At 65.1% G+C, this 20,024-nt stretch carries 20 protein-coding genes and 1 pseudogene; 8 read left to right on the top strand and 13 right to left on the bottom strand.

Annotation, left to right across the window (positions count from 1 at the left end; all coding sequences use genetic code 11):
- Positions 1–112: 112 nt before the first annotated feature.
- Complete coding sequence (locus ACODS2_RS10310) at positions 113–1,285, bottom strand: methyltransferase (RefSeq protein WP_488998730.1); 1,173 nt, start codon at positions 1,283–1,285, stop codon at positions 113–115.
- 88 nt (positions 1,286–1,373) lie between these two features.
- Here ACODS2_RS10310 and ACODS2_RS10315 point away from each other — a divergent pair, with 88 nt between their 5' ends.
- A complete protein-coding gene (locus tag ACODS2_RS10315) occupies positions 1,374–2,513 on the top strand; it encodes a hypothetical protein (RefSeq protein ID WP_488998731.1) in 1,140 nt (379 codons plus the stop codon).
- Positions 2,514–2,517: 4 nt separating this feature from the next.
- Here the strand turns inward: ACODS2_RS10315 and ACODS2_RS10320 are convergent, their stop codons facing one another.
- The 4 genes from ACODS2_RS10320 to bchI are packed head-to-tail and all read right to left on the bottom strand — an operon-like array spanning position 2,518 to position 6,228.
- Complete coding sequence (locus tag ACODS2_RS10320) at positions 2,518–2,655, bottom strand: hypothetical protein (protein WP_298171255.1); 138 nt, start codon at positions 2,653–2,655, stop codon at positions 2,518–2,520.
- 14 nt (positions 2,656–2,669) lie between these two features.
- Positions 2,670–3,545 carry an alpha/beta fold hydrolase BchO gene (gene bchO, locus ACODS2_RS10325; RefSeq protein ID WP_488998732.1) on the bottom strand — a complete coding sequence of 292 codons (876 nt, stop codon included), beginning with the start codon at positions 3,543–3,545 and terminating at the stop codon, positions 2,670–2,672.
- Positions 3,542–5,230 (bottom strand): magnesium chelatase subunit D, encoded by a 1,689-nt coding sequence (locus tag ACODS2_RS10330; RefSeq protein WP_488998733.1) that lies wholly within the window; start codon positions 5,228–5,230, stop codon positions 3,542–3,544. The genes bchO and ACODS2_RS10330 overlap by 4 nt, the downstream gene beginning before the upstream one ends.
- Complete coding sequence (bchI, locus tag ACODS2_RS10335; protein WP_298171263.1) at positions 5,227–6,228, bottom strand: magnesium chelatase ATPase subunit I; 1,002 nt, start codon at positions 6,226–6,228, stop codon at positions 5,227–5,229. The genes ACODS2_RS10330 and bchI overlap by 4 nt, the downstream gene beginning before the upstream one ends.
- A gap of 99 nt (positions 6,229–6,327) precedes the next feature.
- Here bchI and ACODS2_RS10340 point away from each other — a divergent pair, with 99 nt between their 5' ends.
- The 5 genes from ACODS2_RS10340 to ACODS2_RS10360 all read left to right on the top strand — a co-directional run bounded on the left by ACODS2_RS10340 (position 6,328) and on the right by ACODS2_RS10360 (position 12,657).
- Positions 6,328–7,548 carry a DUF3422 family protein gene (locus tag ACODS2_RS10340; protein WP_488998734.1) on the top strand — a complete coding sequence of 407 codons (1,221 nt, stop codon included), beginning with the start codon at positions 6,328–6,330 and terminating at the stop codon, positions 7,546–7,548.
- 88 nt (positions 7,549–7,636) lie between these two features.
- A complete protein-coding gene (locus ACODS2_RS10345; protein WP_488998735.1) occupies positions 7,637–8,806 on the top strand; it encodes an acyl-CoA dehydrogenase family protein in 1,170 nt (389 codons plus the stop codon).
- Positions 8,807–9,097: 291 nt separating this feature from the next.
- Entirely contained in the window at positions 9,098–9,529 is a 432-nt protein-coding gene (locus tag ACODS2_RS10350; RefSeq protein ID WP_421838982.1) for a CHRD domain-containing protein, read from the top strand.
- On the top strand, positions 9,526–10,077 hold the full coding sequence (locus tag ACODS2_RS10355) for a hypothetical protein (protein ID WP_488998736.1): 552 nt from the start codon (positions 9,526–9,528) through the stop codon (positions 10,075–10,077). Before ACODS2_RS10350 ends, ACODS2_RS10355 begins: the two co-directional genes overlap by 4 nt.
- 177 nt (positions 10,078–10,254) lie before the next feature.
- Entirely contained in the window at positions 10,255–12,657 is a 2,403-nt protein-coding gene (locus ACODS2_RS10360) for a TonB-dependent receptor (protein ID WP_488998737.1), read from the top strand.
- Here the strand turns inward: ACODS2_RS10360 and ACODS2_RS10365 are convergent.
- A complete protein-coding gene (locus ACODS2_RS10365) occupies positions 12,641–13,069 on the bottom strand; it encodes a winged helix-turn-helix domain-containing protein (RefSeq protein WP_488998738.1) in 429 nt (142 codons plus the stop codon). The genes ACODS2_RS10360 and ACODS2_RS10365 overlap by 17 nt on opposite strands.
- 181 nt (positions 13,070–13,250) lie before the next feature.
- Here ACODS2_RS10365 and ACODS2_RS10370 point away from each other — a divergent pair, with 181 nt between their 5' ends.
- Positions 13,251–14,081: a 23S rRNA (adenine(2030)-N(6))-methyltransferase RlmJ gene (locus tag ACODS2_RS10370; protein WP_488998739.1), complete on the top strand. Its 831-nt coding sequence runs from the start codon at positions 13,251–13,253 to the stop codon at positions 14,079–14,081.
- Positions 14,082–14,347: 266 nt separating this feature from the next.
- Here the strand turns inward: ACODS2_RS10370 and ACODS2_RS10375 are convergent, their stop codons facing one another.
- From ACODS2_RS10375 to ACODS2_RS10405, 7 genes and pseudogenes are all read right to left on the bottom strand, one after another.
- The gene (locus ACODS2_RS10375) at positions 14,348–15,442 is read right to left on the bottom strand and encodes a sensor histidine kinase (protein ID WP_488998740.1); all 1,095 of its coding nucleotides are present in this window, start codon (positions 15,440–15,442) and stop codon (positions 14,348–14,350) included.
- Positions 15,439–15,873 carry a response regulator gene (locus ACODS2_RS10380; protein ID WP_488998741.1) on the bottom strand — a complete coding sequence of 145 codons (435 nt, stop codon included), beginning with the start codon at positions 15,871–15,873 and terminating at the stop codon, positions 15,439–15,441. The genes ACODS2_RS10375 and ACODS2_RS10380 overlap by 4 nt, the downstream gene beginning before the upstream one ends.
- Before the next feature lie 17 nt (positions 15,874–15,890).
- Positions 15,891–16,913, bottom strand: coding sequence for a sensor histidine kinase (locus ACODS2_RS10385; protein WP_488998742.1), 1,023 nt, complete (start codon positions 16,911–16,913; stop codon positions 15,891–15,893).
- A 306-nt stretch (positions 16,914–17,219) separates the two neighbouring features.
- Positions 17,220–17,348: pseudogene (locus ACODS2_RS10390) on the bottom strand (NAD(P)/FAD-dependent oxidoreductase); the annotation flags it as partial.
- A 268-nt stretch (positions 17,349–17,616) separates the two neighbouring features.
- Positions 17,617–18,189: a hemerythrin domain-containing protein gene (locus ACODS2_RS10395; protein WP_488998743.1), complete on the bottom strand. Its 573-nt coding sequence runs from the start codon at positions 18,187–18,189 to the stop codon at positions 17,617–17,619.
- 155 nt (positions 18,190–18,344) lie between these two features.
- Entirely contained in the window at positions 18,345–18,479 is a 135-nt protein-coding gene (locus ACODS2_RS10400) for a hypothetical protein (protein ID WP_488998744.1), read from the bottom strand.
- Positions 18,480–18,533: 54 nt separating this feature from the next.
- Entirely contained in the window at positions 18,534–18,845 is a 312-nt protein-coding gene (locus tag ACODS2_RS10405) for a sugar nucleotide-binding protein (protein WP_488998745.1), read from the bottom strand.
- A gap of 750 nt (positions 18,846–19,595) precedes the next feature.
- On the opposite strand from ACODS2_RS10405, the gene ACODS2_RS10410 reads away from it, so the two are divergent.
- Positions 19,596–20,000, top strand: a complete 405-nt coding sequence (locus ACODS2_RS10410; protein WP_488998746.1) for a hypothetical protein — start codon at positions 19,596–19,598, stop codon at positions 19,998–20,000.
- The last annotated feature ends 24 nt before the right edge of the window (positions 20,001–20,024 follow it).

Consider the following 20,024-nt stretch of genomic DNA (forward strand, 5'->3'; position numbering starts at 1 on the left):
ACAAGTGTCAACTCGGCACTACACTTTTGTGCGGAAGGGTAGTGCGACAAGCTGTGCATGAGCGCCGGTGATCCGTTTTGGTGGAAACTTGCCCGCTATCGGGCACCGCGCGTCAGACGCGGGCGACAATCGCGCCGCAAACCAGCGGAAGATGCGTGGAAAGCCCGCGCCAGCTGGAGAATCCCGCGCTGCGCAGCATGGCGCCGAGTTCATCAGGGCGGCGCGGGCGGCCCGATCCCATCGCCCAGAGGTAAAGCCCGAAATAGGCATCGCCCATCGCCGCACCGCCTGCGGCTCCGGCCATCGGCTCGCCGATCAGCAGCGTTCCGCCGGGCGGAAGCGCCGCACGCACTGCGCGCAGCAGGCGCAGCGCCGGTTCATCATCATGATCGTGCAAGATCCGCACGAGCGTGATGAGATCAAAGCCCGTGGGCAGCGGATCATGGAGGAAGCTGCCCTTGTGCATGGTCAGCCGGGGGGCGATCAGCGCGTCGCGGCCCAACGAAGTTTCGGCACCGGCGACAACATCGGGAAGATCGAAAAGCCCGAGTCGCAGCGAGGGCGCTGCCATACCGACCGCCCGCACGAAGGCGCCCGTGCCCCCGCCAACATCGAGCATCGCCTTGTGGCGGCTGAATTTGTAGGCCGCGACCAGTTGTTCGCTGACCATCGCCTGCGAGGCCGCCATCAGCGCGGAATAGGCAGTTGCAGCCGGCGCGTTTTCCGCATCGCCCTGCCGCCCGGGCGGTACGGTGCCGGTCGCGCTGGCCCGCGCATAAGTCCAGAAATCCGAAAGCGCAGTCGGCTCCTTGCGGTCTGCGCGTAGCAGCGCCAACGGATCGGCAAGGTCGGCATAGAGCAGCGAATGGTGCCGGATCATCGCTCGCGCGCCCGGATTGCACTGTAGCGCAGCGCCATCCATCCCCAGCGTCCAGCGCCCGCCGGGTAGCGATTCGGCAATGCCCAGCGAAGCGGCGGCGCGCAGCAGTCGCTCGGTGGCGGGAAGGCCAAGTCCCGCGCGGTTCGCCGCTGTCGCCGTGTCGCACGGGCCTTCGGCCAGAAGGTCCAGCAACCCGCCTTCCACACAGGCGGCAAGCACCTGCGCATAGGCAAAGCCCGCCACCAGATCGAAGGCCCGCCGCGCGCGGGAGCGCACGATCGGCCGAGTCAGCGGGAAGGCCGCGCTCCATTGCTGGAACCGGGGATTCGTCAAAAGACGGTTGCGCCAGCCGATCCAGCGTTCCCTGATCCCGGCCCTTTGGGGCAGATCCAGATGATTGGACATATCCATATGTCAATTACATTGGACATTTAGGGGCAATGCGTCAATCATCCCTCGCAAGCCCCGCGTGTGGGGAAAGGGAGATTGAGCCATGTGGCGAGGAGAAACCCACGCAGATGGTGCGCTGAAGTTCAAGGACAGTGGCCCGGAAACGGCCGAAGAATGGCCGCCGCTGTGGAAGGGCATCGCGCGGATGAACGGCGCCCTGCCGCCCGCGCCGGTCGCTCCCGATCCCTGGGCCCTGCTCAACCGAGGTGAGGAAGACCGCCTTGTCCGCGCACCAGGCAGCCGCGACAGTGATGCGCATCCCCGCTTCGATACGCCGGTGCCGCCGGGTGGCTACAGCTGGTGGTACGTCGATGCGCTCAGCGACGATGGCCAGCACGGCCTCACCCTGATCGCCTTCATCGGCAGCGTGTTCTCACCCTATTTCAAGCGTTCCGGCCGCGGAAACCCGCTGGATCACTGCGCGCTCAATGTCGCGCTCTATGGCCCCAAGGCGCGCTGGACGATGACCGAGCGGGGCGAGCACGCGGTCAAGCCGGAGGCGGATCAGTTCGCAATCGGGCCCAGCTCGGTGCGCTGGGCGGGCGATTGCCTGATCATCGACATCGAGGAAGTCGACAAGCGGATCATGAACCCCTTCCGCCGCCGCGTGGCGGGGCAGATCAAGGTCTGGCCCGAAATGCTCAACACCGAGGCGTTCGCGCTCGATCCGGCGGGCAAGCATGTGTGGCACTGCCTCGCCCCGCGCGCGCGGATCTCGGTCGAAATGCAGGCGCCGGCGCTCAGCTGGAAGGGCAGCGCCTATCTCGATAGCAATCGCGGCTCGGAGTCGCTCGAGGAAGGCTTCCGCATCTGGCACTGGTCGCGCGCGCATCTCGGCAAGCATGTCGCGGTGTTCTACGAAGGCCAGCGCCGCGATGGCTCCACCTTTGCCAGCGCACTGCGGTTCGATTCAGCCGGGGTGCCGCACGAGGCGGATTTGCCGCCGACCGCACCGCTGCCCAACACGCTATGGCAGATGGAGCGCCTCACCCGCGCGGATCGCGGCCATGCCACGGTTCGGCGCACCTGGGAGGATTCGCCCTTCTACACCCGCTCGACGCTCCACGCGCGGCTCTATGGCGAGCCGGTGGTGGCAATGCAGGAAACGTTGTCGCTGGACCGCTTCTGCTCACCGATCGTGCAGCAACTGATCCCGCACCGCATGCCGAGGGCGCGCCGCTGATCGCTCAGTCCTTCGGCGCCGCGTCCTTCTTCGCCTTGTCCCGCGCAATCTCGCGGTTGACCGAAACGAGCTGCCACACGCCGAGCGAAAGCGCGATGCCGCCGAAGACAACCATCTCGATCCAACCGAAGTTCTGAGCCACGCGCTGCCTCCCTCTCAAGCATGTACCGGCGCGGTGGCGGCAATGGCCTCCGCAACGAGATCCGCGCGCTCTTCGTGCGCCAGGTGGCCGAGACCTGCAAGCACGCTGAGCGTGGCCTGCGGCAGCAACTTGGCCGCCTGCTCGACCGAGCTGGTCGGCACGGCGGCATCCTTGGCGCCGTGGATCAGGCGGACCGGCACGGTGATCCCCGGGAAATCACGCTGCAGCCCGGCAAGGTCCCACCCGGCCATCATCTCCAGCGCCCCACGGCAATGGAGCGCATTGCCCAGCAGCATGGCGTAGCAGCGCACGCCATCGGCCTCGATCTGCGAACCGGTCGAGCGGACAAGCAATCGCCCGGTATCGCCTGAGGTCCGCGCGCTGGCAGCAAACAGGCGCGGCACCAGCGGATTGAGCACCAGCGCACGCGCGAGCCCCTGAAACAACGGCGCAAAAAACCCGGGAAACGGGGAGAGGGCGGCATTGAGGCCAATGACCTCGGGCACTGCGAAACCCTCGCGGATCATCCTGAGCGCAATCGCCGCCCCTGCCGAGTGGCCGATCAGCCGCTCGGGCCGAACCTCCAGCGTGTTGAGCAGCGCCGTCACCGCCGCCGCCATGCCGGGCAGCGTGAGGCCACCAGATGGCCGCCCGCGCGTGAAGCCGTGGCCGGGCAGGTCCATCGCGATCACCCGGTGGTCTTGCGCAAGGAGCGGCATCAGGTGGCGCCAGCTGTGGGTGGCCGCGCCGGTGCCGTGGAGCAGCACCACCGCCGGGCCTTCCCCCATCTCCTGCACGTGCCAGGTCAGGGGCCCCGCCTGCACGAACCGGCTCGCCGCGCGGTGCGGCCAATCGCGGCCGTCGGTTTCCCAGACGAGCGGCTTGCTCATGTCAGCGCCCCGATCACCTTGCTCAGCGTGGCCGCGTTGGCCTGCGGCAGCGGCACATAGCGCGCGCGCATGGCCGCAGCGACAGCTGAAGCTTCGGGGCGAGGGCGGGGCGAGATGTCGATCACCACGCCGGCAAGGCCAGCCGCCGCAATCGCGCGCCCGGCTTTCAGCGAGTCTTCCGTGGCTGCCGCCCGGTTGGCGCTGCCATCGAGCGCGATATTGCCGCGCCCGTCGGTCAGGATCACCAGCAGCGGCGTATAACCCCGCCGTGTCAGGCCGGTGCCGAGCGTGCAGACCAGCGAAAGGCCCGCCGCAAGCGGGGTGCCGCCGCCGCCCGGCAGCTCTGTCAGCGCCCGCCGCGCGCGGGTAAGCGAACGGGTGGGCGGCAGCAGCAGTTGTGCATCGCTTCCCCGGAACGCCACGAGCGCGACTTCCGTGCGCTTCACATAAGCCTGCGCTAGCAGCAACTCGACCGCGCCCTTGGCCTCGGCAAGCCGGCTAAACGCCGCCGATCCCGAGGCATCGACTGCAAAGATCGTGACCGAAGCGCTACGCGCCTCGAACCGGCGGACGCGCACATCGTCCTTCATGATCCGCAGGCCCGCACGCGCCTCGCCTTCCGCCCGCCGCAGCGCCTGCCACGGTACAGCCGCGCGCAGCGTATCGATCAACGCAAGCCTGGCTCCGCCGCGCGGCAGGCCCTGCCGTGCGGCCAGCGGACGGCCCCGCAGCGGCGAAAGATGCCGCGCGCCGCCGCCACTCCCCGCGCCGCGCCGGGTGCGGCCATCCGCCAGCACCTCAAGCAGGCCGGGCGGAATGGCCGTCACCGCCGCTTCGATAAGCTGGTCCGGATCGGGCGTCCCGTTGTCCTCCTGCTCCTCGTCGCCCGGCGTATCGGGCTCGCTGTCCGCAGGGGGCGGGGGAGGGGGCGGGGCCTCCTCCTCATCCTCGGGCGGAGGCGGCGGCAAGCGTGTCGCGCGCGGGGCGAGCACCAGCCGGGCCGCTGCCGCAAGATCGCTTTCGCGCACAATACCGCGCCCATCGAGCAGCGCGCTGGCCCCGGCAGTGAGCGCGGCAAAGCGCAGCGCCCGTCCGGAATCGACTCCAAGCGCCAGCGAAACGGCGGCAAGCGCTTCCAGCCCTTCCGCGCTGCAGGCCGGGATCTCGGCGGGGGAAGCCAGCGGCTGGGGCAGTTCCGTCTGCGCCAGCCCGCCCGGTGCGGCGTTTCCCAGTTCGCAGGCAAACGCCACGCGCTCGGTCAGGCTCAGCGGCGGCACCTCGTCCCGCTCCGCGCCGTCATCGAGCAGCACGAGACCGAAACGCTCGCCCGCTTCCGCGTGGTCCAGCGCCTGCGCCACGCTGCCGGCCAGCGATGCGGTGATCCGCTCGGCCAGCGGCGCAATCACCACGCCGCCGCGCGCTTCCTCCAGAAAGCCTGACCGCAAGATACTACGCCCGGCGGCAAGACTGGCGGCGAGATCGATCCCGCCATGCAGCCGCTCGCCATCGATATGCGCGGGCATGCGCCGAAGGTGCACCGCCTGGCCCAGCCGCTCGACCAGCCCATCGCGCGCCGGGCCGGGGCCGCGCAGCCAGAGCCCGCCGAAGCCCGCCGGCCAGAGCGCAAAGGCACGCAGCGCCAGCGCCGCATCCTCTGCAGCGGACGGCGCATCAGGCGATATCATCCAAACACCTCGGCCACCGCCCGTTCGATGCGGGTGGTCGATCCGGTCTCGTCCAGCACGTCGCGGCGCAAGCGGTGGCGCAGCGCCATCGGGGCGACGGCGATCACGTGTTTGCGCAGCACCGTGGCCGCCCCTTCCAGCGCGGCCTGCGCCCGCGCCGCGCGCATCAGGGTCAGTTCGCCGCGCAAGCCATCGGCGCGGCAGGCCATGCACAGGCGCGAGGCGTCATAGAGCACTGCGTCCGGCGTCTCGACCGTGGGCAGCCGGCTCCGCCCCCGCGCAATGCGGCGCACGATCTTGGCGTCTGCCGGGGCCCATTCCTCGCCGAAGGCGGCCGCATCGCGTTCATGCGCGGCGCAGCGGCGCATGATTTCCACGCGCGCATCGAGCGTCTGCGGGGTGCGCACTTCCACCGAAAGCCCGAACCGGTCGAGCAACTGCGGGCGCAGTTCGCCTTCCTCCGGATTGCCGCTGCCGATCAGCACGAACTTTGCCTTGTGCCGCACCGAAAGCCCCTCGCGCTCGACAAGGTTTTCGCCCGAAGCCGCCACATCGAGCAGCAGATCGACGAGGTGATCCTCCAGCAGGTTGATCTCGTCGATATAGAGAAAGCCCCGGTGCGCCTTGGCCAGCAGCCCCGGCTCGAAGCGCTTTTCGCCCGAACGCAGCGCGCGTTCGAGATCGAGCGCGCCGATCACGCGGTCCTCCGTCGCGCCCAGCGGCAGATCGACGAAAGGCACCGCCCGTTTCGCCGTCTTCTTCGATGTACAGGGATCTGGACAGGTCCCCGCGTCGGTCGGCGCGCAGCCGAAGCGGCAGCCTTCCACCGCCACGATGGGCGGCAGAATCGCGGCAAGTGCCCGCGCTGCCGTCGATTTTCCGGTCCCGCGATCGCCGAAGACCATCACGCCCCCGATAGCGGGATCGACAGCGGCGAGCAGCAGGGCCTGCTTCATTTCGTCTTGCGCGACGATGGCGGAGAAGGGGAAGCGGTTCATAGTGTCAACCAATCTGGACTATGCGGGTTGTAACGGCAAGTGTGCTGTGAAAGACTATAGACCGGCGCTAAGCCGCGCCGGACGGGAGTGCCAGAGGCCATGTTGAACGAGCACCGGCTGCGGCGCGAGATTGTCGGCGAGATGCATTTGCGGCGCTGGCCGCCCATCACACCGCCGATGCGGATCGTCCAGATCCTGCGTCTTGGCCCTTCCGAAGGCCTGCCCCCGTTTCGCGGCGGCCCCGCTTTCGCTGCCGAGCCGGGCCAGCGCCACATGCAGGGCATCCTCGCAGAAGGCCTCCTCTTCACCTGGGAACGGCACAGCGAAGCGACCACGCTCACCGTCTTCGCCAGCCCCGATGCACCGCTCCTTGCCGAAGCGCGCGCGTGGGCGGAAGGCGCGCCGGGCGAAGTGCTGCGCGCCACGCTCATCGATATCGAAGCCGATGCCGCCGCTGCTGCTGCCCGCATGGCCCAGTTCGATGTCGATCCGGCGGAGCTTGTCTGCTGCGATTTCGGCGGTGGCGCGCGGCTTTCCTCCGATTTCCGCATCAAGGACGAGGGCTATGGCCGCCTCGTCGTCGCCGCTGGCCAGCTTGGCCCGGTCGATCTCGCCCGCGCGGTGCAATCGCTGCAGGAACTGGGGAATTATCGCAACATGGCCCTCCTCGGCCTCCCCGTGGCCCGCGCGTGCTGGGCCAAGCTCGATGCCGCCGAAGAGGAACTGCGCGCTTTTGGCCGCAAGCTCGATTCGGACGAGAATTCCGACAACGACCTCCTCGATGCGCTTTGCGCGATGTCGCTCGAGCTTGGCACCATCGCCAGCGATTCGCGCTACCGGCTCAGCGCCACCGCCGCCTATGCCCGGCTGGTGGACGAACGCCTCGCCACGCTCGCGCCCGTCGCCATTCCCGGCTTTGCCAGCCTCGCCGATTTCACCCAGCGCCGGTTTCATCCCGCGATCCGTACCTGCGAAACGGTCGTGCGCCGCCAGCAGGAACTGGCCGAGCGCTCCGCCCAGCTCACCTCGCTGCTGCGCACCCGGATCGAGACGCGGATCGAGGATCAGAACGCCCAGCTCCTCAAATCGCTGGAAAGCGCCACGCGCACGCAGTTGCGCCTCCAGCACCTCGTCGAAGGCTTCTCCACCGTCGCCATCACGTACTACGCCGTCTCGCTGCTCGCCTATCTCAGCGGCGGCCTTGCACTCTTCGGCGTTCATGTGGAGCACGACCTTTTCGCCGCGCTTGTCATCGTGCCCGTCTTCATCATGCTCTTCGTCTACTTGCGCCGCGAACGCCACCGCCTCGGCGCAGACTAGCAAAATTGCACTCCCGTCCAAGCTTTACGGCGGGCCAAAGGCAGGCAATAGCCTTCCCGGACAAGCACTTTGCGGGAGCGGTTGAGGCATGACGGACGGTCTTCACGGCGAGGAAACCTTTGCAGACCTGCGCGAAGGCGTGCGCAAACTCTGCGCCCGCTTCCCCGGAAGCTATTGGCAAGCGCTCGACCGTGATCGGAAATACCCCACCGAATTCGTCACCACGCTCGCGAACGAAGGCTGGCTCTCCGTCCTGATCCCGGAGGCCTACGGCGGCTCCGGCCTCGGTCTGGCAGCGGCAACGGCGGTGCTCGAGGAAGTCCACCGCTCCGGCTGCAACGGCGGCGCAGCCCACGCGCAGATGTACACGATGGGCACCCTGCTGCGCCACGGTTCCGACGAACAGAAGGACCGCTATCTCCCCGCCATCGCGCGCGGAGAGCTGCGCCTGCAGGCCTTCGGCGTCACCGAACCCACCAGCGGCACCGATACCACGCGCCTCACCACCTTCGCCCGCCGGGATGGCAACCGCTATATCGTCAACGGCCAGAAGATCTGGATCAGCCGCGCCGAACATTCGGACCTCATGGTCCTCCTCGTGCGGACCACGGCGCGCGAGGAATGCGCGCGCCCCACCGAAGGCATGAGCGTCCTCCTCGTCGACTTGCGCGAAGCCGTCGGCAATGGTCTCACCATCCGCCCGATCCGCACGATGCTCAACCACGCGACGACCGAGCTTTTCTTCGACGACCTCTCGGTCCCGGCAGAAAACCTCATCGGCAAGGAAGGCGATGGATTCCGCTACATCCTTTCCGGCATGAACGCCGAACGCATCCTGATCGCCTCCGAATGCATCGGTGACGCGCGCTTCTTCATCGATCGCGCCAGCGCCTATGCCAAGGAACGCTCCGTCTTCGGCCGCCCCATCGGCCAGAACCAGGGCGTCCAGTTCCCCATCGCCCGCGCCTATATCCAGACCACCGCCGCCGCGCAGATGGTGGCAGACGCCGCCGCGAAGTTCGATTCGGGAGAGGGCGCGGGGACAGAGGCGAACATGGCCAAGCTCCTCGCTTCCGAAGCCTCGTGGTTCGCGGCGGACATGTGCGTGCAGACCCACGGCGGCTTCGGCTTTGCCGAGGAGTACGACATCGAGCGCAAGTTCCGCGAAACCCGCCTCTATCAGGTCGCGCCGATCTCCTCGAACCTCATCCTCAGCCATGTGGCGACGCACGTTCTGGGCCTGCCGAAGAGCTTTTGATTGGGGGCTCGCAGAGATCGCAGAGGAAGCAGAGGGCGCGAAGACGAAGGGACCTGCGGCAACGCCGCGCAAATCTCAATGGTTCGCTCGCGTTGTAGCCGCTGACGCGGAATCGAGGCACGGCTTCTCTGCGCCCTCTTTCTCCTTTCCGATCTCTGCGAGAACTCCTTCCAACCCCGCAGGCCACCAAACCTTGCACCCCCGTCCACAAGGCGTAATCTCCCCTCGCGCGCGGAAACAAGCCCCGAGTCTGAAGGCTTTGGCCGCGCAGCCCTGCATGGAGAAGATGCGATGACCAAGCTTCCCGCCCTGATCCTCAGCTCATGCGCCGCCGCGCTCGCGCTCGCCCCCGTGGCCGCATCCGCTGAAACGGTGGTCCTCACGGCGAACCTTTCCGGCGCCAACGAAGTGGGAGGCGGCGCGCCCGAAGGCAACGGCGCCTTCCGCGTGGAGATCAACACCGATACCGGCGATTTCTGCTACACGCTCTACGGCGAAAAGATTGCCGCGCCGACGATGGCTCACGTCCACACCGGCGCCGCCGGTGCCAACGGTGCTCCGGTCATCACGATGGACGTCACCGGCAAGGGCAGCGACATGTGCATCGCGGTCGAGCCCGACAAACTGAAGCCGATCATCGCCAATCCGGCTGGCTACTATGTGAACATCCACAATGCAGACTTCCCCGGTGGTGCCGTACGCGGACAGCTCGCCAAGGGGTGAGCTACCGGAATCGATGCCGAACCGCATCCGGTTCCATCCCAGCATTCCGCAAGTGCCTGTCTGGCGCGCTGCTTTTGCTTGGCTATTCGTATCCAGCTCTGGCTGCTGAATCGGCAGATATCGGCCCCGGCGTCGGAACAGTCTTTCGGGGGCATTTCGGCACTGTGGTGTCGGGTTGGGATTGGGCGGGCGGCGGGCTTTGGCTGCCAGAGAATGCGCCCGCTCATGTTCCCTCCGACGCGCTTGGCTGCTGCTTTGGCGTTTTTTCGCGCGCTGGAGACAAGGGCATTTGGGTCGTGAAGACCGAACCAGTGGAGCGCAACACTACAGGCGGTGTCGAAAGCGAGCGTATTGTCGACAGACTCTTTATCCGTCCAATCAAGGGTGAGGTCCTCAGCGAATGCTGGAGCGGGACCAATGCGTGGCCGGCCCTGACCTTGGTGAGTAGAAGAACCCATCGCGCCCGATCTGTCTTGGTGAACGAACGAGGACTGACGGTCGCCGTGTGGCTCGATCGCGATGGAAGGTGCGATATCGACGAGCCGTAAGCCAGTCTGATTTGCCGCGCTCGACACCCCGCGGCCAGGCTTCGCAGTCCGCTCCGCTCCCGCACTCGCAGACCCGGGGATCGCGATGCTGATCCCGCGAACCAGTCCCCTGCGCCGGCAGAACACCCGATCGTCCATCGGTTGCTGGCCCGGGTTGCCTCACATCGCAATCTATATATGTTGAAATATAGATTCGCTGGACAACCATGGGGGACTTTCTTGCGCACCACTCTCGCGACCGGCCTGCTCACCGGCGCCGCCTTGCTCCTATCCGTTCCCGCCATGGCGGAGGAAGCGCCGGCATCGGACGGCACCAGCGAAGCCATCATCGTCACGGCGCGGCAGCGGCCGGAGAACGCGCAGGATGTGCCGGCCGCGCTGTCCGTGGTGGGGGGCAGGTGGCTCGATCAGTCCTACACGCTCAACACACAGGGGCTGACCACGCTGGTCCCCGCGCTCAACTATTCCTCCGCCAATCCGCGCAACACGGCCTTCACCATCCGCGGCCTTGGATCGAGCGTCGTCGCGGTCAGCCAGGCGAACGACGGGCTGGAGCCGGGCGTCGGCTACTATGTCGACGGCGTCTATCATGCCCGCCCGGCCACGGCGGCGTTCGACTTTTCCGATATCGAGCGGATCGAAGTCCTGCGCGGTCCGCAGGGCACGCTGTTCGGCAAGAACACCACTGCGGGCGCGATCAACATCGTCTCGGCCGCGCCCGTCTTCACCAGCGGCGCGAACCTCGAACTCAGCGTGGGCGAGCGCCGCTTCGTCCAGGCGCGCGTTTCGGCAACCGGGCCGCTCGTCGGCGATACACTGGCCTATCGGCTTTCGGGCACCATCACCCGCCGCGACGGCGTGCTGCGCAACGTGCGCACCGGGCAGGATCAGAACACTCTGGGCACCCAGGCGGTGCGCGGGCAGGTGCTGTGGCAGCCTTCGGCGGATTTCAGGCTACGGCTCATCGCGGACTATTCGAACTTCAGCAGCGAGTGCTGCACGCAGGTCTATCTCCGCGTCGGCACCAGCCTGCGCGCCCCCGGCCGCCAGTTCCCCGCACTGGCAGCGGCGGCAGGTTACGCGCCCCCCAGCACCAATCCCTATGACCGCCTCACCGATATCGATGCGCCACTCGCGGTCAAAACCAGCGAGGGCGGTGTCGCGGCCACGGCGGACTGGACCATCGGCCCCGCCACGATAACCTCGATCAGCGCATGGCGCTTCTGGAACTGGGATGCTGCCAATGATCGCGACTACACCGGCCTGCCCATCCAGCTCATCCAGCGCATCCCCTCGCGGCAGGATCAGCTGAGCCAGGAACTGCGCCTCGCCTCCAACGGCGACCATGCCCTCAGCTATGTCGCGGGGCTCTACTATTTCCGCCAGGTGCTGAGCGGCCATCCCGACAGCGTCTATGGCCCCTATGCCGCGCCGTGGCTGATCGGCCGGACGACCGGCGCAAATGCCACGCCCGTCCCCGCCAACCTCCTCGATGGCTACGGCCAGTCCGGCGACACGCGCTTCGCCGTCGATAGCTACGCCGCCTTTGCCGAGGTGAACTGGCGCATCCTCCCCCGTCTCACCCTCACCGGCGGCCTGCGCTACACGCAGGAGAACAAGCAGGGCGACTACAGCACCACCGTCTTCGGCGGCCTCGCCACGGCCAGCGCCGCGCTCACCAACGCCAAGCTCGGCGTCCTCAGGCCCCAGAGCTATTCCGCCAGCGATTCCGACGGCAGCCTCTCCGGCCGTGCCAACATCGCGTGGAAGCCGCTCGAAGCCGTGCTGCTTTACGCCAGCTTCGCGCGCGGCTTCAAATCGGGCGGCATCAACATGTCGGGCCTCCCGCTCGACGCCGCCAACCAGCCCGCGCTTGCCACCGCCGTCGTCCGGCCCGAGCGCAACACGACCTGGGAAGCCGGCATCAAGGCCGAGATCTGGAACCGCCGCCTCACCCTCAACCTTGCCGCCTACCACACCACGGTCCGCGATTTTCAGGCAACCATCGTCGATTCCAGCCAGACCGTCGCCCTGCGCGGCTACCTTTCCAATATCCCCGAAGTGCGCGTGAAAGGGGTCGAGGCCGATGCCGCGCTGAGGATCGGCGCGCTCACCCTCACCGGCGCGCTGGCCTATGGCGAGGGGACCTACACCAGCTATCCCGCCGGCCCGTGCCCGCTCGAAGTGCAGACAGCTGCCACCGCCGCCTGCAATCTCACCGGCCAGCGGCTCGCGGGCCTGCCGCGCTGGTCCGAAACCCTCAGCGCAGACTATGCCGTGCCCGCAGGCACCGGCGCGCTCGTGCTCCATGCCGATAGCAACTGGCGCACCGGCTATTTCGGCGATCCCACCCTCTCACGCTACACCTGGATCGAAGGCTACAACCTCACCAACGCGAGCATCGGCTACCGGCGCGAGGATGCGGACGGCAAGGGCTGGGAAATCGCCGTGTTCGCGCGCAATCTGCTGGGGGCGAACTATATCCAGAACCTCACCATTCAGGCCGGCAACTCCGGGCTGATCCTCGGCACGCCGAGCGATCCGCGCACCGTCGGCGTCACGCTCAGGCTGCGGCGCTAGGTCCGTCCGCCGGGGCCTCGTCCCCCTCCCGCTTGTCACGATGCCGCTGCGGGCGGGGGGAGGGCAGCAGCAACTGGTCGACCAGCGCGGCCAACCGCTGCGTGCTCACCTGCTCCACCTCGTTCTGCAACGCGCGATACTGCGCAAGGATCGCCTCGCCCAGCGGCGTAAGCTGCGCCCCGGCCTTCTGGTTTCCGGGCGTCGTGGCGACCAGCGGACCCTGCCAGCACCGGTTCATCGCATCGACGAGCAGCCAGGTCCGCCGATAGCTCATCCCCATCGCCCGCCCCGCTGCCGAGATCGAATGATGCTGCGCGATCGCCTCCAGCAGATCGGCCTTGCCCGGCCCCATGGCAACTTCATCGCCGCACAGGATCTGGAGCTTGAGCTTGAGGGGAAGCGGCGATGCCATCCCGCCATACTAGCCCGTGCCGCCTGCCAGTCCACAAGGAATGAACCCCCGCGCAGAAGGGCTTTGAAGGTTTCCGCCCGGTTCGATACGAGCACCTCTTTGGTTGCTTCCATCGCCGCGCACCCGGCCATCGCGGGCAGGCCGGCCGCATCAAGGCAGAGCGTCAGGATTTTCAGTTGCCATGAACTATCGCCATTCCTTCCATGCCGGCAACAGCGCCGATGTCGTGAAGCACAGCCTGCTGATCGCCCTCGTGCGCGCCTTGCAGCAAAAAGAGAGCGCGCTAACCCTGATCGATACCCACGCCGGCTGCGGGCTCTATGATCTGCAAGGCGAGGAAGCCGGGCGCACCGGCGAAGCCGCGCAAGGCGTGCTGCGGGCCTTCGCCGATCCCAGCCCCTTGCTCATAGACTACCGCGCCGCCGTGGAAGCCGTGAATTCCGGGGCCGAGCCGCACCTCTATCCCGGCTCGCCCCTAATTCTGGCGCAGCTGCTCCGCCCGCAGGATTCCCTGATCCTCAACGAAAAGCACCCCGAAGACGCCCACACCCTGCGCGTCGCGATGCGCGGCACCCCCGCCGCCGTGCATGAACGCGACGCCTACGAGTTCTGGCTGGCGATGCTGCCGCCCCGCACCCCGCGCGGCGTGGTCATGGTCGATCCGCCCTACGAGCAGACCGACGAACGCGCCCGCATCACCGCCACCCTCGCCGCCGCACACCGCAAATGGGCGCATGGCGTAACCGTGATCTGGTATCCCCTGAAAGACCGCGCCGCGCATCAACGCTGGAAGGAGCAGCTGCGCAGGCTCGGCATCCCGAAACTGCTGTGGGTGGAGCACTGGCTCTACGATAGCGACCAACCCGGCATCTACAACGGCGCGGGCTTGTTCATTATCAACCCGCCCTACGCCTTCACGCAAACCCTGCCGCCCCTCCTGCAAGCCCTGCGCACCGCCCTCGCGCCCGAGGGCCACAAGGGCGAGATCGCCGCCGATTGGCTAAGCGGTTGAACCAACCCCGGCGACCCGCTTAACGCTCGTCTTTGGGAGCAACGCGAAGCAATCCAAAGCGCCAAAAGAAAAAGCCTCCAGCGGGCAAGGGCCACCGCCCTTGCATCCCGGGAATATCTGCGTCCTCTGCCGCCGGCTTGCTCAAAGCCTCGGTCGGCCAAGCGATCAGCCGCTGATCGGTGGGGTAAAGCGAGCCCGCAGTTTCATGCCGCGAAGTTGAACAATCGTGCGCGGCTGGCGACTTGCGAGGCCGACAACATGCGACTCTATCTGATCGCATCAGCCCGAGCGAAGAAAATTGTCACCCGCATTCCTTGTCCTGGGGTAGACTCGACGTTCAGCGTCGCATTCGCATTCTGACGAAGTGACTGGACGATCATCGCGCTGAGCTTGCCGGGCTTTGGCCATATCATATCAGCGGGCAACCCTATGCCATCGTCAGCGACAATGACGCGACAACCCTCTTCATCAACGAGGCTATGCAGCGCGATGGTTCCTCCCGCTCGGCCAGTAAATGCGTGCTTGAGTGCATTGGTCAAAAGCTCGTTTACGACAAGCCCGGCCGGCATCGCGACGTTGATCGAAACCGGCCACGTATCCACCTGGAGATCAAGATGGGTGCCCTCTACTGCATGCGCACGCATTACAGCCGATGCAATTTCGCTCAGATAGATGCCAAGATCGATCGTGGAACGATCCCGGGTATCAGAGAGCGAGCGATAGAGCAGCCCTAGAGCTTCGATGCGACCTGCCAAACGGTCGAAGCGGGCGGTCGCTGAATCGTCCGGGATTTTACGTGATTCCAGCCGGATCAGCGCTGTGATCATCTGTAGATTGTTGGTCACGCGGTGCTGCAATTCGCGAAGCAGCGTGTCCTTTTCACGAACGGCTGCCTCGAGTTCACTTTCATCAATATCGGAGCGGCGGCCAGCCTCCGCGAGCGCGACGAGGCGGAACACCGGCTCCCCACCATCATCCTGGATAAGGTTTGACCAGGCATCCACGGCGATCGGCTCGCCTCGCATTTCCAGCGCGAATGTTCCAACGAAGTCTTCGCCAGCGGCAATGGCTTCACTGAGCCGAGCGCCGCCGTCGATGGCTATGGTGGTGGCCGGGAAGACACCCCAATCCTTGCCGAAGACCTCTGGAGCGGCTCTTCCCGTCAGCCGCTCGAACTCGATATTGGCGTAGACGATGCGTTCGTCGGGTTTCAACTCCGCCACAGCGATCGCGATCGGAATGTGGTCGAGGAACTGCTTGAACCGGTCACTTTCCAAGGCATTGGCGAGGTCAGTGGTGCCGAGCAACTGCTCAACGCCGGCGGGATGGTCGCCCGGATTTTCTGGATCGGAGATGTTCATGTGCGACCCATAGCAATCAAATGCGCCATGGCTGTAACAATCTGTTCCGGCGCAAAGGGCTTCGAGATGATCTGGCTGCCTGCAACACTCTGCGTGCTCCACTCCTGCGTGCTGGCACCGCTGACGTACAAGACGGGGATCTGCCGCATTGCAGCCCTGGCTTCGCGAGCAACTTGCCAACCATTGGGGCCAACGCCGAGATCGATATCAGTAACAAGACCGCTCAGTGACGAACCCGCTGCGGCAAGCTTCTTCACCGCATCCGCGCCGTTGCTTGCAGTCCATACCTCATAGCCCGCTTCAGACAGTGCTGTCTCGACGAGGTATTGCGTAAAGATTTCGTCCTCTACATATAGTATTAGAGGTTTAAATTCACCTACCATGAATAAATCCTTGCGGAAATCAAGAGATCGCGCATAAGCGTAAGGCATGATGAAATGGTGCTGTGCTATGAGTGAGATATCGAAACTGTTGTGCCAGGATCAGCATCTTTTATCTCCACTGTCGCTCCGAGTTGTTTGGCGAGAGCATCGACGATACCCGTCCCTAGCCCAGGTTTTACTTCTGTTTCATCGCCGGGCATACCTACGCCGTTGTCGCCGACCCTGAGGGTCCAGGCCTCGCCCTCCGCTGCATAGTCGACGGTAATGGCGCCGATTTGATCACGGTCTGGAAACGCGTGTTTCAAGGCATTGATCACGAGTTCGGTGACGATAAGACCGAGACTGATGGAAACGTCCGAACTGCTAACGCTATCGTCGACCCTTGCTGTCAGCGAGAGCCGTGCCGGATCATGGATCATCGACGCGCCAAGGCTGCGACAAAGATCGGTCAGGTACGGGCGAAGCGCGACGTCCTTGTGTTCATTTTCCGCAAGCTGACGTTGCAGCGTCGCGATCGACATTACCCGGTGATGTGCGTCCTGAAGGTGGAAGCGCGTCTCCTCCGACTGAACCGTGCGCGCGCTGTGCATCAGGACACTGGCGATTATCTGCAAGCTGTTCGCGACCCTGTGATTGAGCTCCTGCAGGAGAACCCCTTTATCGCGAACGAGATCGTCCCTCATCCGTTCGGCAAGGCGCGCACCGGTTACATCGACAACTGATACAAGGAGGCGCGTCGTGTCGTCCCCAAAATACTCAAGCTTGCTCGCACAGATCACAAGTCGGAGCGGAGGCTGGCCATCCCGGATCAAATCTACTTCGTAGCTGTCGACTGCGGCGTTGCCATTGACTGTCGCGATCAGGAGGCCGCGAAGCTGGGGAATATCCCACTCTCCACGGCCCAGCTCATTAAGCTTGGACCCCTCAAGCCCAAGAGGTCCGACATTGAATGCACTACAGAAAGAAGCGCTTACTCCGATTATAGCCAGGTCTCCGTCGAGGAGAAGAAGTGGGGCATGGGATGCCGCAACGAGGGCCATAGCCAAGCTGGCGGCGACTTGTGGGTGTACTGGTGTAATGATTTTCACGCCCGATGCCTGAGGGAACAGGAGGTTCTCGGGACGGCAACAACGCGCAGCAGCACCGTTCCCCACACCGACGATGCAGGCTTTTCAGCGCATCATTTTGATAACAAGCCAACAGCCTATCTGTTCCTGACTCGACCGACTCTCCGGGCAGATAAATCCGCTCCGAAGTTTGAATCATGCCAACGTGTACAAACGTTTATCCGGTATTGCCGCTGCCGAAGTGCCATTCCCGGCTTCGGAAAAGGGCCGGTCCATGGAGCGACGGCCGACAGGATCAGGTCAGACGGGGACTGACTGAAATGCCAGTCAATGGCGCAGCGGGGCCATGGCGGCCAGGTCGTTGCGGATCGTCGTTGCGCCGACACCGCCTTCGCCCATGACATGGCTGATCTGGTCAAGGCCCAGCACAACATCGCCCGCCGCGTAAAGCCCCGGACAGATGCTGGCGAAAACCACGTCGCCCTGCTCCAGCGTAAGCGCGATGCGGCCTGCTGAAAGCCTGATGCGCTCGTACCCCGAAGCGATGGCTATTCGGCCTCCACCGAGTTGCGCGCGCTGCCGTGCGCCAATGTTGCCTGCGTCCACCAGAATGCACCGCTAACAAAACCGTGCAAGATGGATCGCGGCGGTGAGCCCGGCCGGGCCACCGCCGACAATCAGACAATCGAAAGAGTCAGGCCGGATGCCCGCGCGTGTCGAGCTGTCACTTGCCTAAAGCGGCCATCAGTTCGGCTTTTCGCGCTTCGAGCTGCGCACCAAGCGCCTTGAGGTCGAGGTCGCTGCTGCGTGCCTCGGGAAACATTTCCGTTTCCTCCTCCTCGACGTGATGGTCGATGTATTCGCCCAGCACGGTGATCTTGGCATCGAACAGGCGATCCTCAACAGACATGCCGAGGATTTCGGCGATCAATTGCTTGGCGCTGGCGTGTTCGACTTCGGCTTCATCCAGCAGGTCGTCGTCGTCGATGGCCTCGCGCGCGGCGGGATAGAAGATTTCCTCCTCAATCTGCGCATGAACGGTAAGGGCCTCGCAGATCTGCAGGGCAAGCGCCTGCTTTTCGGCATCCTCCTCAAGCGACTCGTACTGTTTGAACCAGATCTTCACCTGCTTGTGATCGTCCTTGAGCAGCTTGATCGCATCGACGGGGCGAGCTGCCGCCCGCTGCGTCTTGCGCACCGTCTTCGATGCCGGACGCTTCTTCGTTGATGCTGATGTTGCTTGGGTGGCTGCCATGTTATGATCTCCTGATCGAGCTATGCCTTCATCGACCTGCATGAAGTTAACCCGCGGATGCCCACGCAGTTCCCGCCAGGCTGCGGAATAATGCTCCCGGCCGCCTTCGTGCAGTGCGCGCTGCTCCGCGCCGCTTCAAAGGATCAGCTGGATACCGGGGACCAGGGTCGAGCTGAGGTTCGGCGTGGAGAGCTCTATCAGCCCGCCGCCTTGAGCACGCTCGCAAACTGCTCGATGGAAGCCGCGAGGCTGGGCATGATGACGCCGCGTTCGCTGGTGAGCGGCGCATACCGGGGGCGTTTTGCCGTCCAACCCATTTCCGCCGCCGGCACGAACCGGATCCGCCTCGCGGGCAGGCCCACGGCATCCGCGAGATTGACGGCAAACTAAGCCCATGATGCCGTCCCGTGGCTGGCAAGGTGCCAAAGCCCGGTTTCGTCATCAATCACCAGATCGAGCGTCGTGCGAACCAGATCGGGGACAAAAGCGGGCGAGGTGAAGCAGTCCGATGCGGCACAGAAGGACCGGCCCTGACGCAAGCTTTGGACGAGGTGCGATGCAAAGTTCTGCTCGTCATAGGGCGAGAAGAAAGATGCTGTCCGGATGACCAGTGCCCGATCGTTTTGACTAAGCTGCGCGTCCATTCGTGCCTTGCTGTGGCCATAGACGCTGAGTGGGGCAGTGGGATCGCTTTCCACGTATGCCCCCTCCATAAATAACAGACGCGTCTGTTATTTATAAAGTGCTGTCCTACAGCCTTCGCTCTGCGGCATGTTTCCTGAATGCCTCGCGAATCCTCCACAATCCGCCACTTCGGTTCCCGCGCGGGCAGGGGTGTGCGGGCGGTGAGGGGGGTGACAGTTTTCGCTCAGGACTGTGTCAACCGTGTCAACTTCGTCCCCCTGCGGGACGCAGAGCCGGGCTTGGGACGGGAAGCAAAAACCGGATGCCCAAACCAAATGGGGGCCGGCATTGCTGCCGGCCCCCACTGTCGCCGCTGCTGGCACTCTGGCTTTCCAGCGCCTGAGCTCACCGCGTCCTTCCGCCGTTCCCTGCCCTTCGGTTCCCATCCTTTCGAACGGCCCGTTCTTTCGAACGATGCACCTCCGGTCCGCTTCGCCGTCCGGTCCCGCCTGCAAGCAGGCGCTTCCTTGTCCGCTCCGCCTTCAGTCCTGCGGCGTCCGCAGTTCCTGACCACATGGGCCTGGCAGTCGCTGGTGCCCGTACCGCATTCTGCGCGTTGCCGCGCGTCCTGCTGCTGCGAGCGTGTTTCCCTGCGCTTTCTTCGGGCGCCGCTCCCTCCGGTCCGGCCTTGCGGCCTCGCCTTCGGACGGTGCCTCCCTCAGGAAGGCAAGGGCCCTTCCGCGCGTCCTGGCGTGCTGCCCCTCGCTCCGCTCCCGCCGGCGCTTGCCCCCGGTCTTGCGACCATCGGCCTTGCCGCATCAGCCTTGCTTCGGGACGCCATTCCGGCCTCCGGAGCCGGTCTTTCCGGTCTGCGCTCCGCCCTTTCCGATGCGCGCCTCAGCACGCCGAAACTGGTTTCATCACAGACTTTCCGGTCCAGCCCGATCGGAAAATTTCTGCCTTTCAATCAGTGCCTTGCGGCGCTTTTTTCAGGCTTCGTTTCCCTCTCGACAAGGCAGATGCTGCGCCTGAGAGATGAGTCGCACAAGCAGCAAAATGCAAAGTTATCCACAGGCAGCCCAATGGCTGGTGGACAACTTCGCAAGCTGCGGAAACCGCTTTGTTTTCGTTTTGTGACGATTCGTACTGATCCCCATCCGCTCACCCTGAGCTTGTCGAAGGGTGCTGGCGCGGCGGTCGCGCCAGATGCTTCGACAAGCTCAGCATGAGCGGTAATGGGTTACGGCATTGGT

The organism is Novosphingobium sp. FG137, assembly GCF_057809735.1.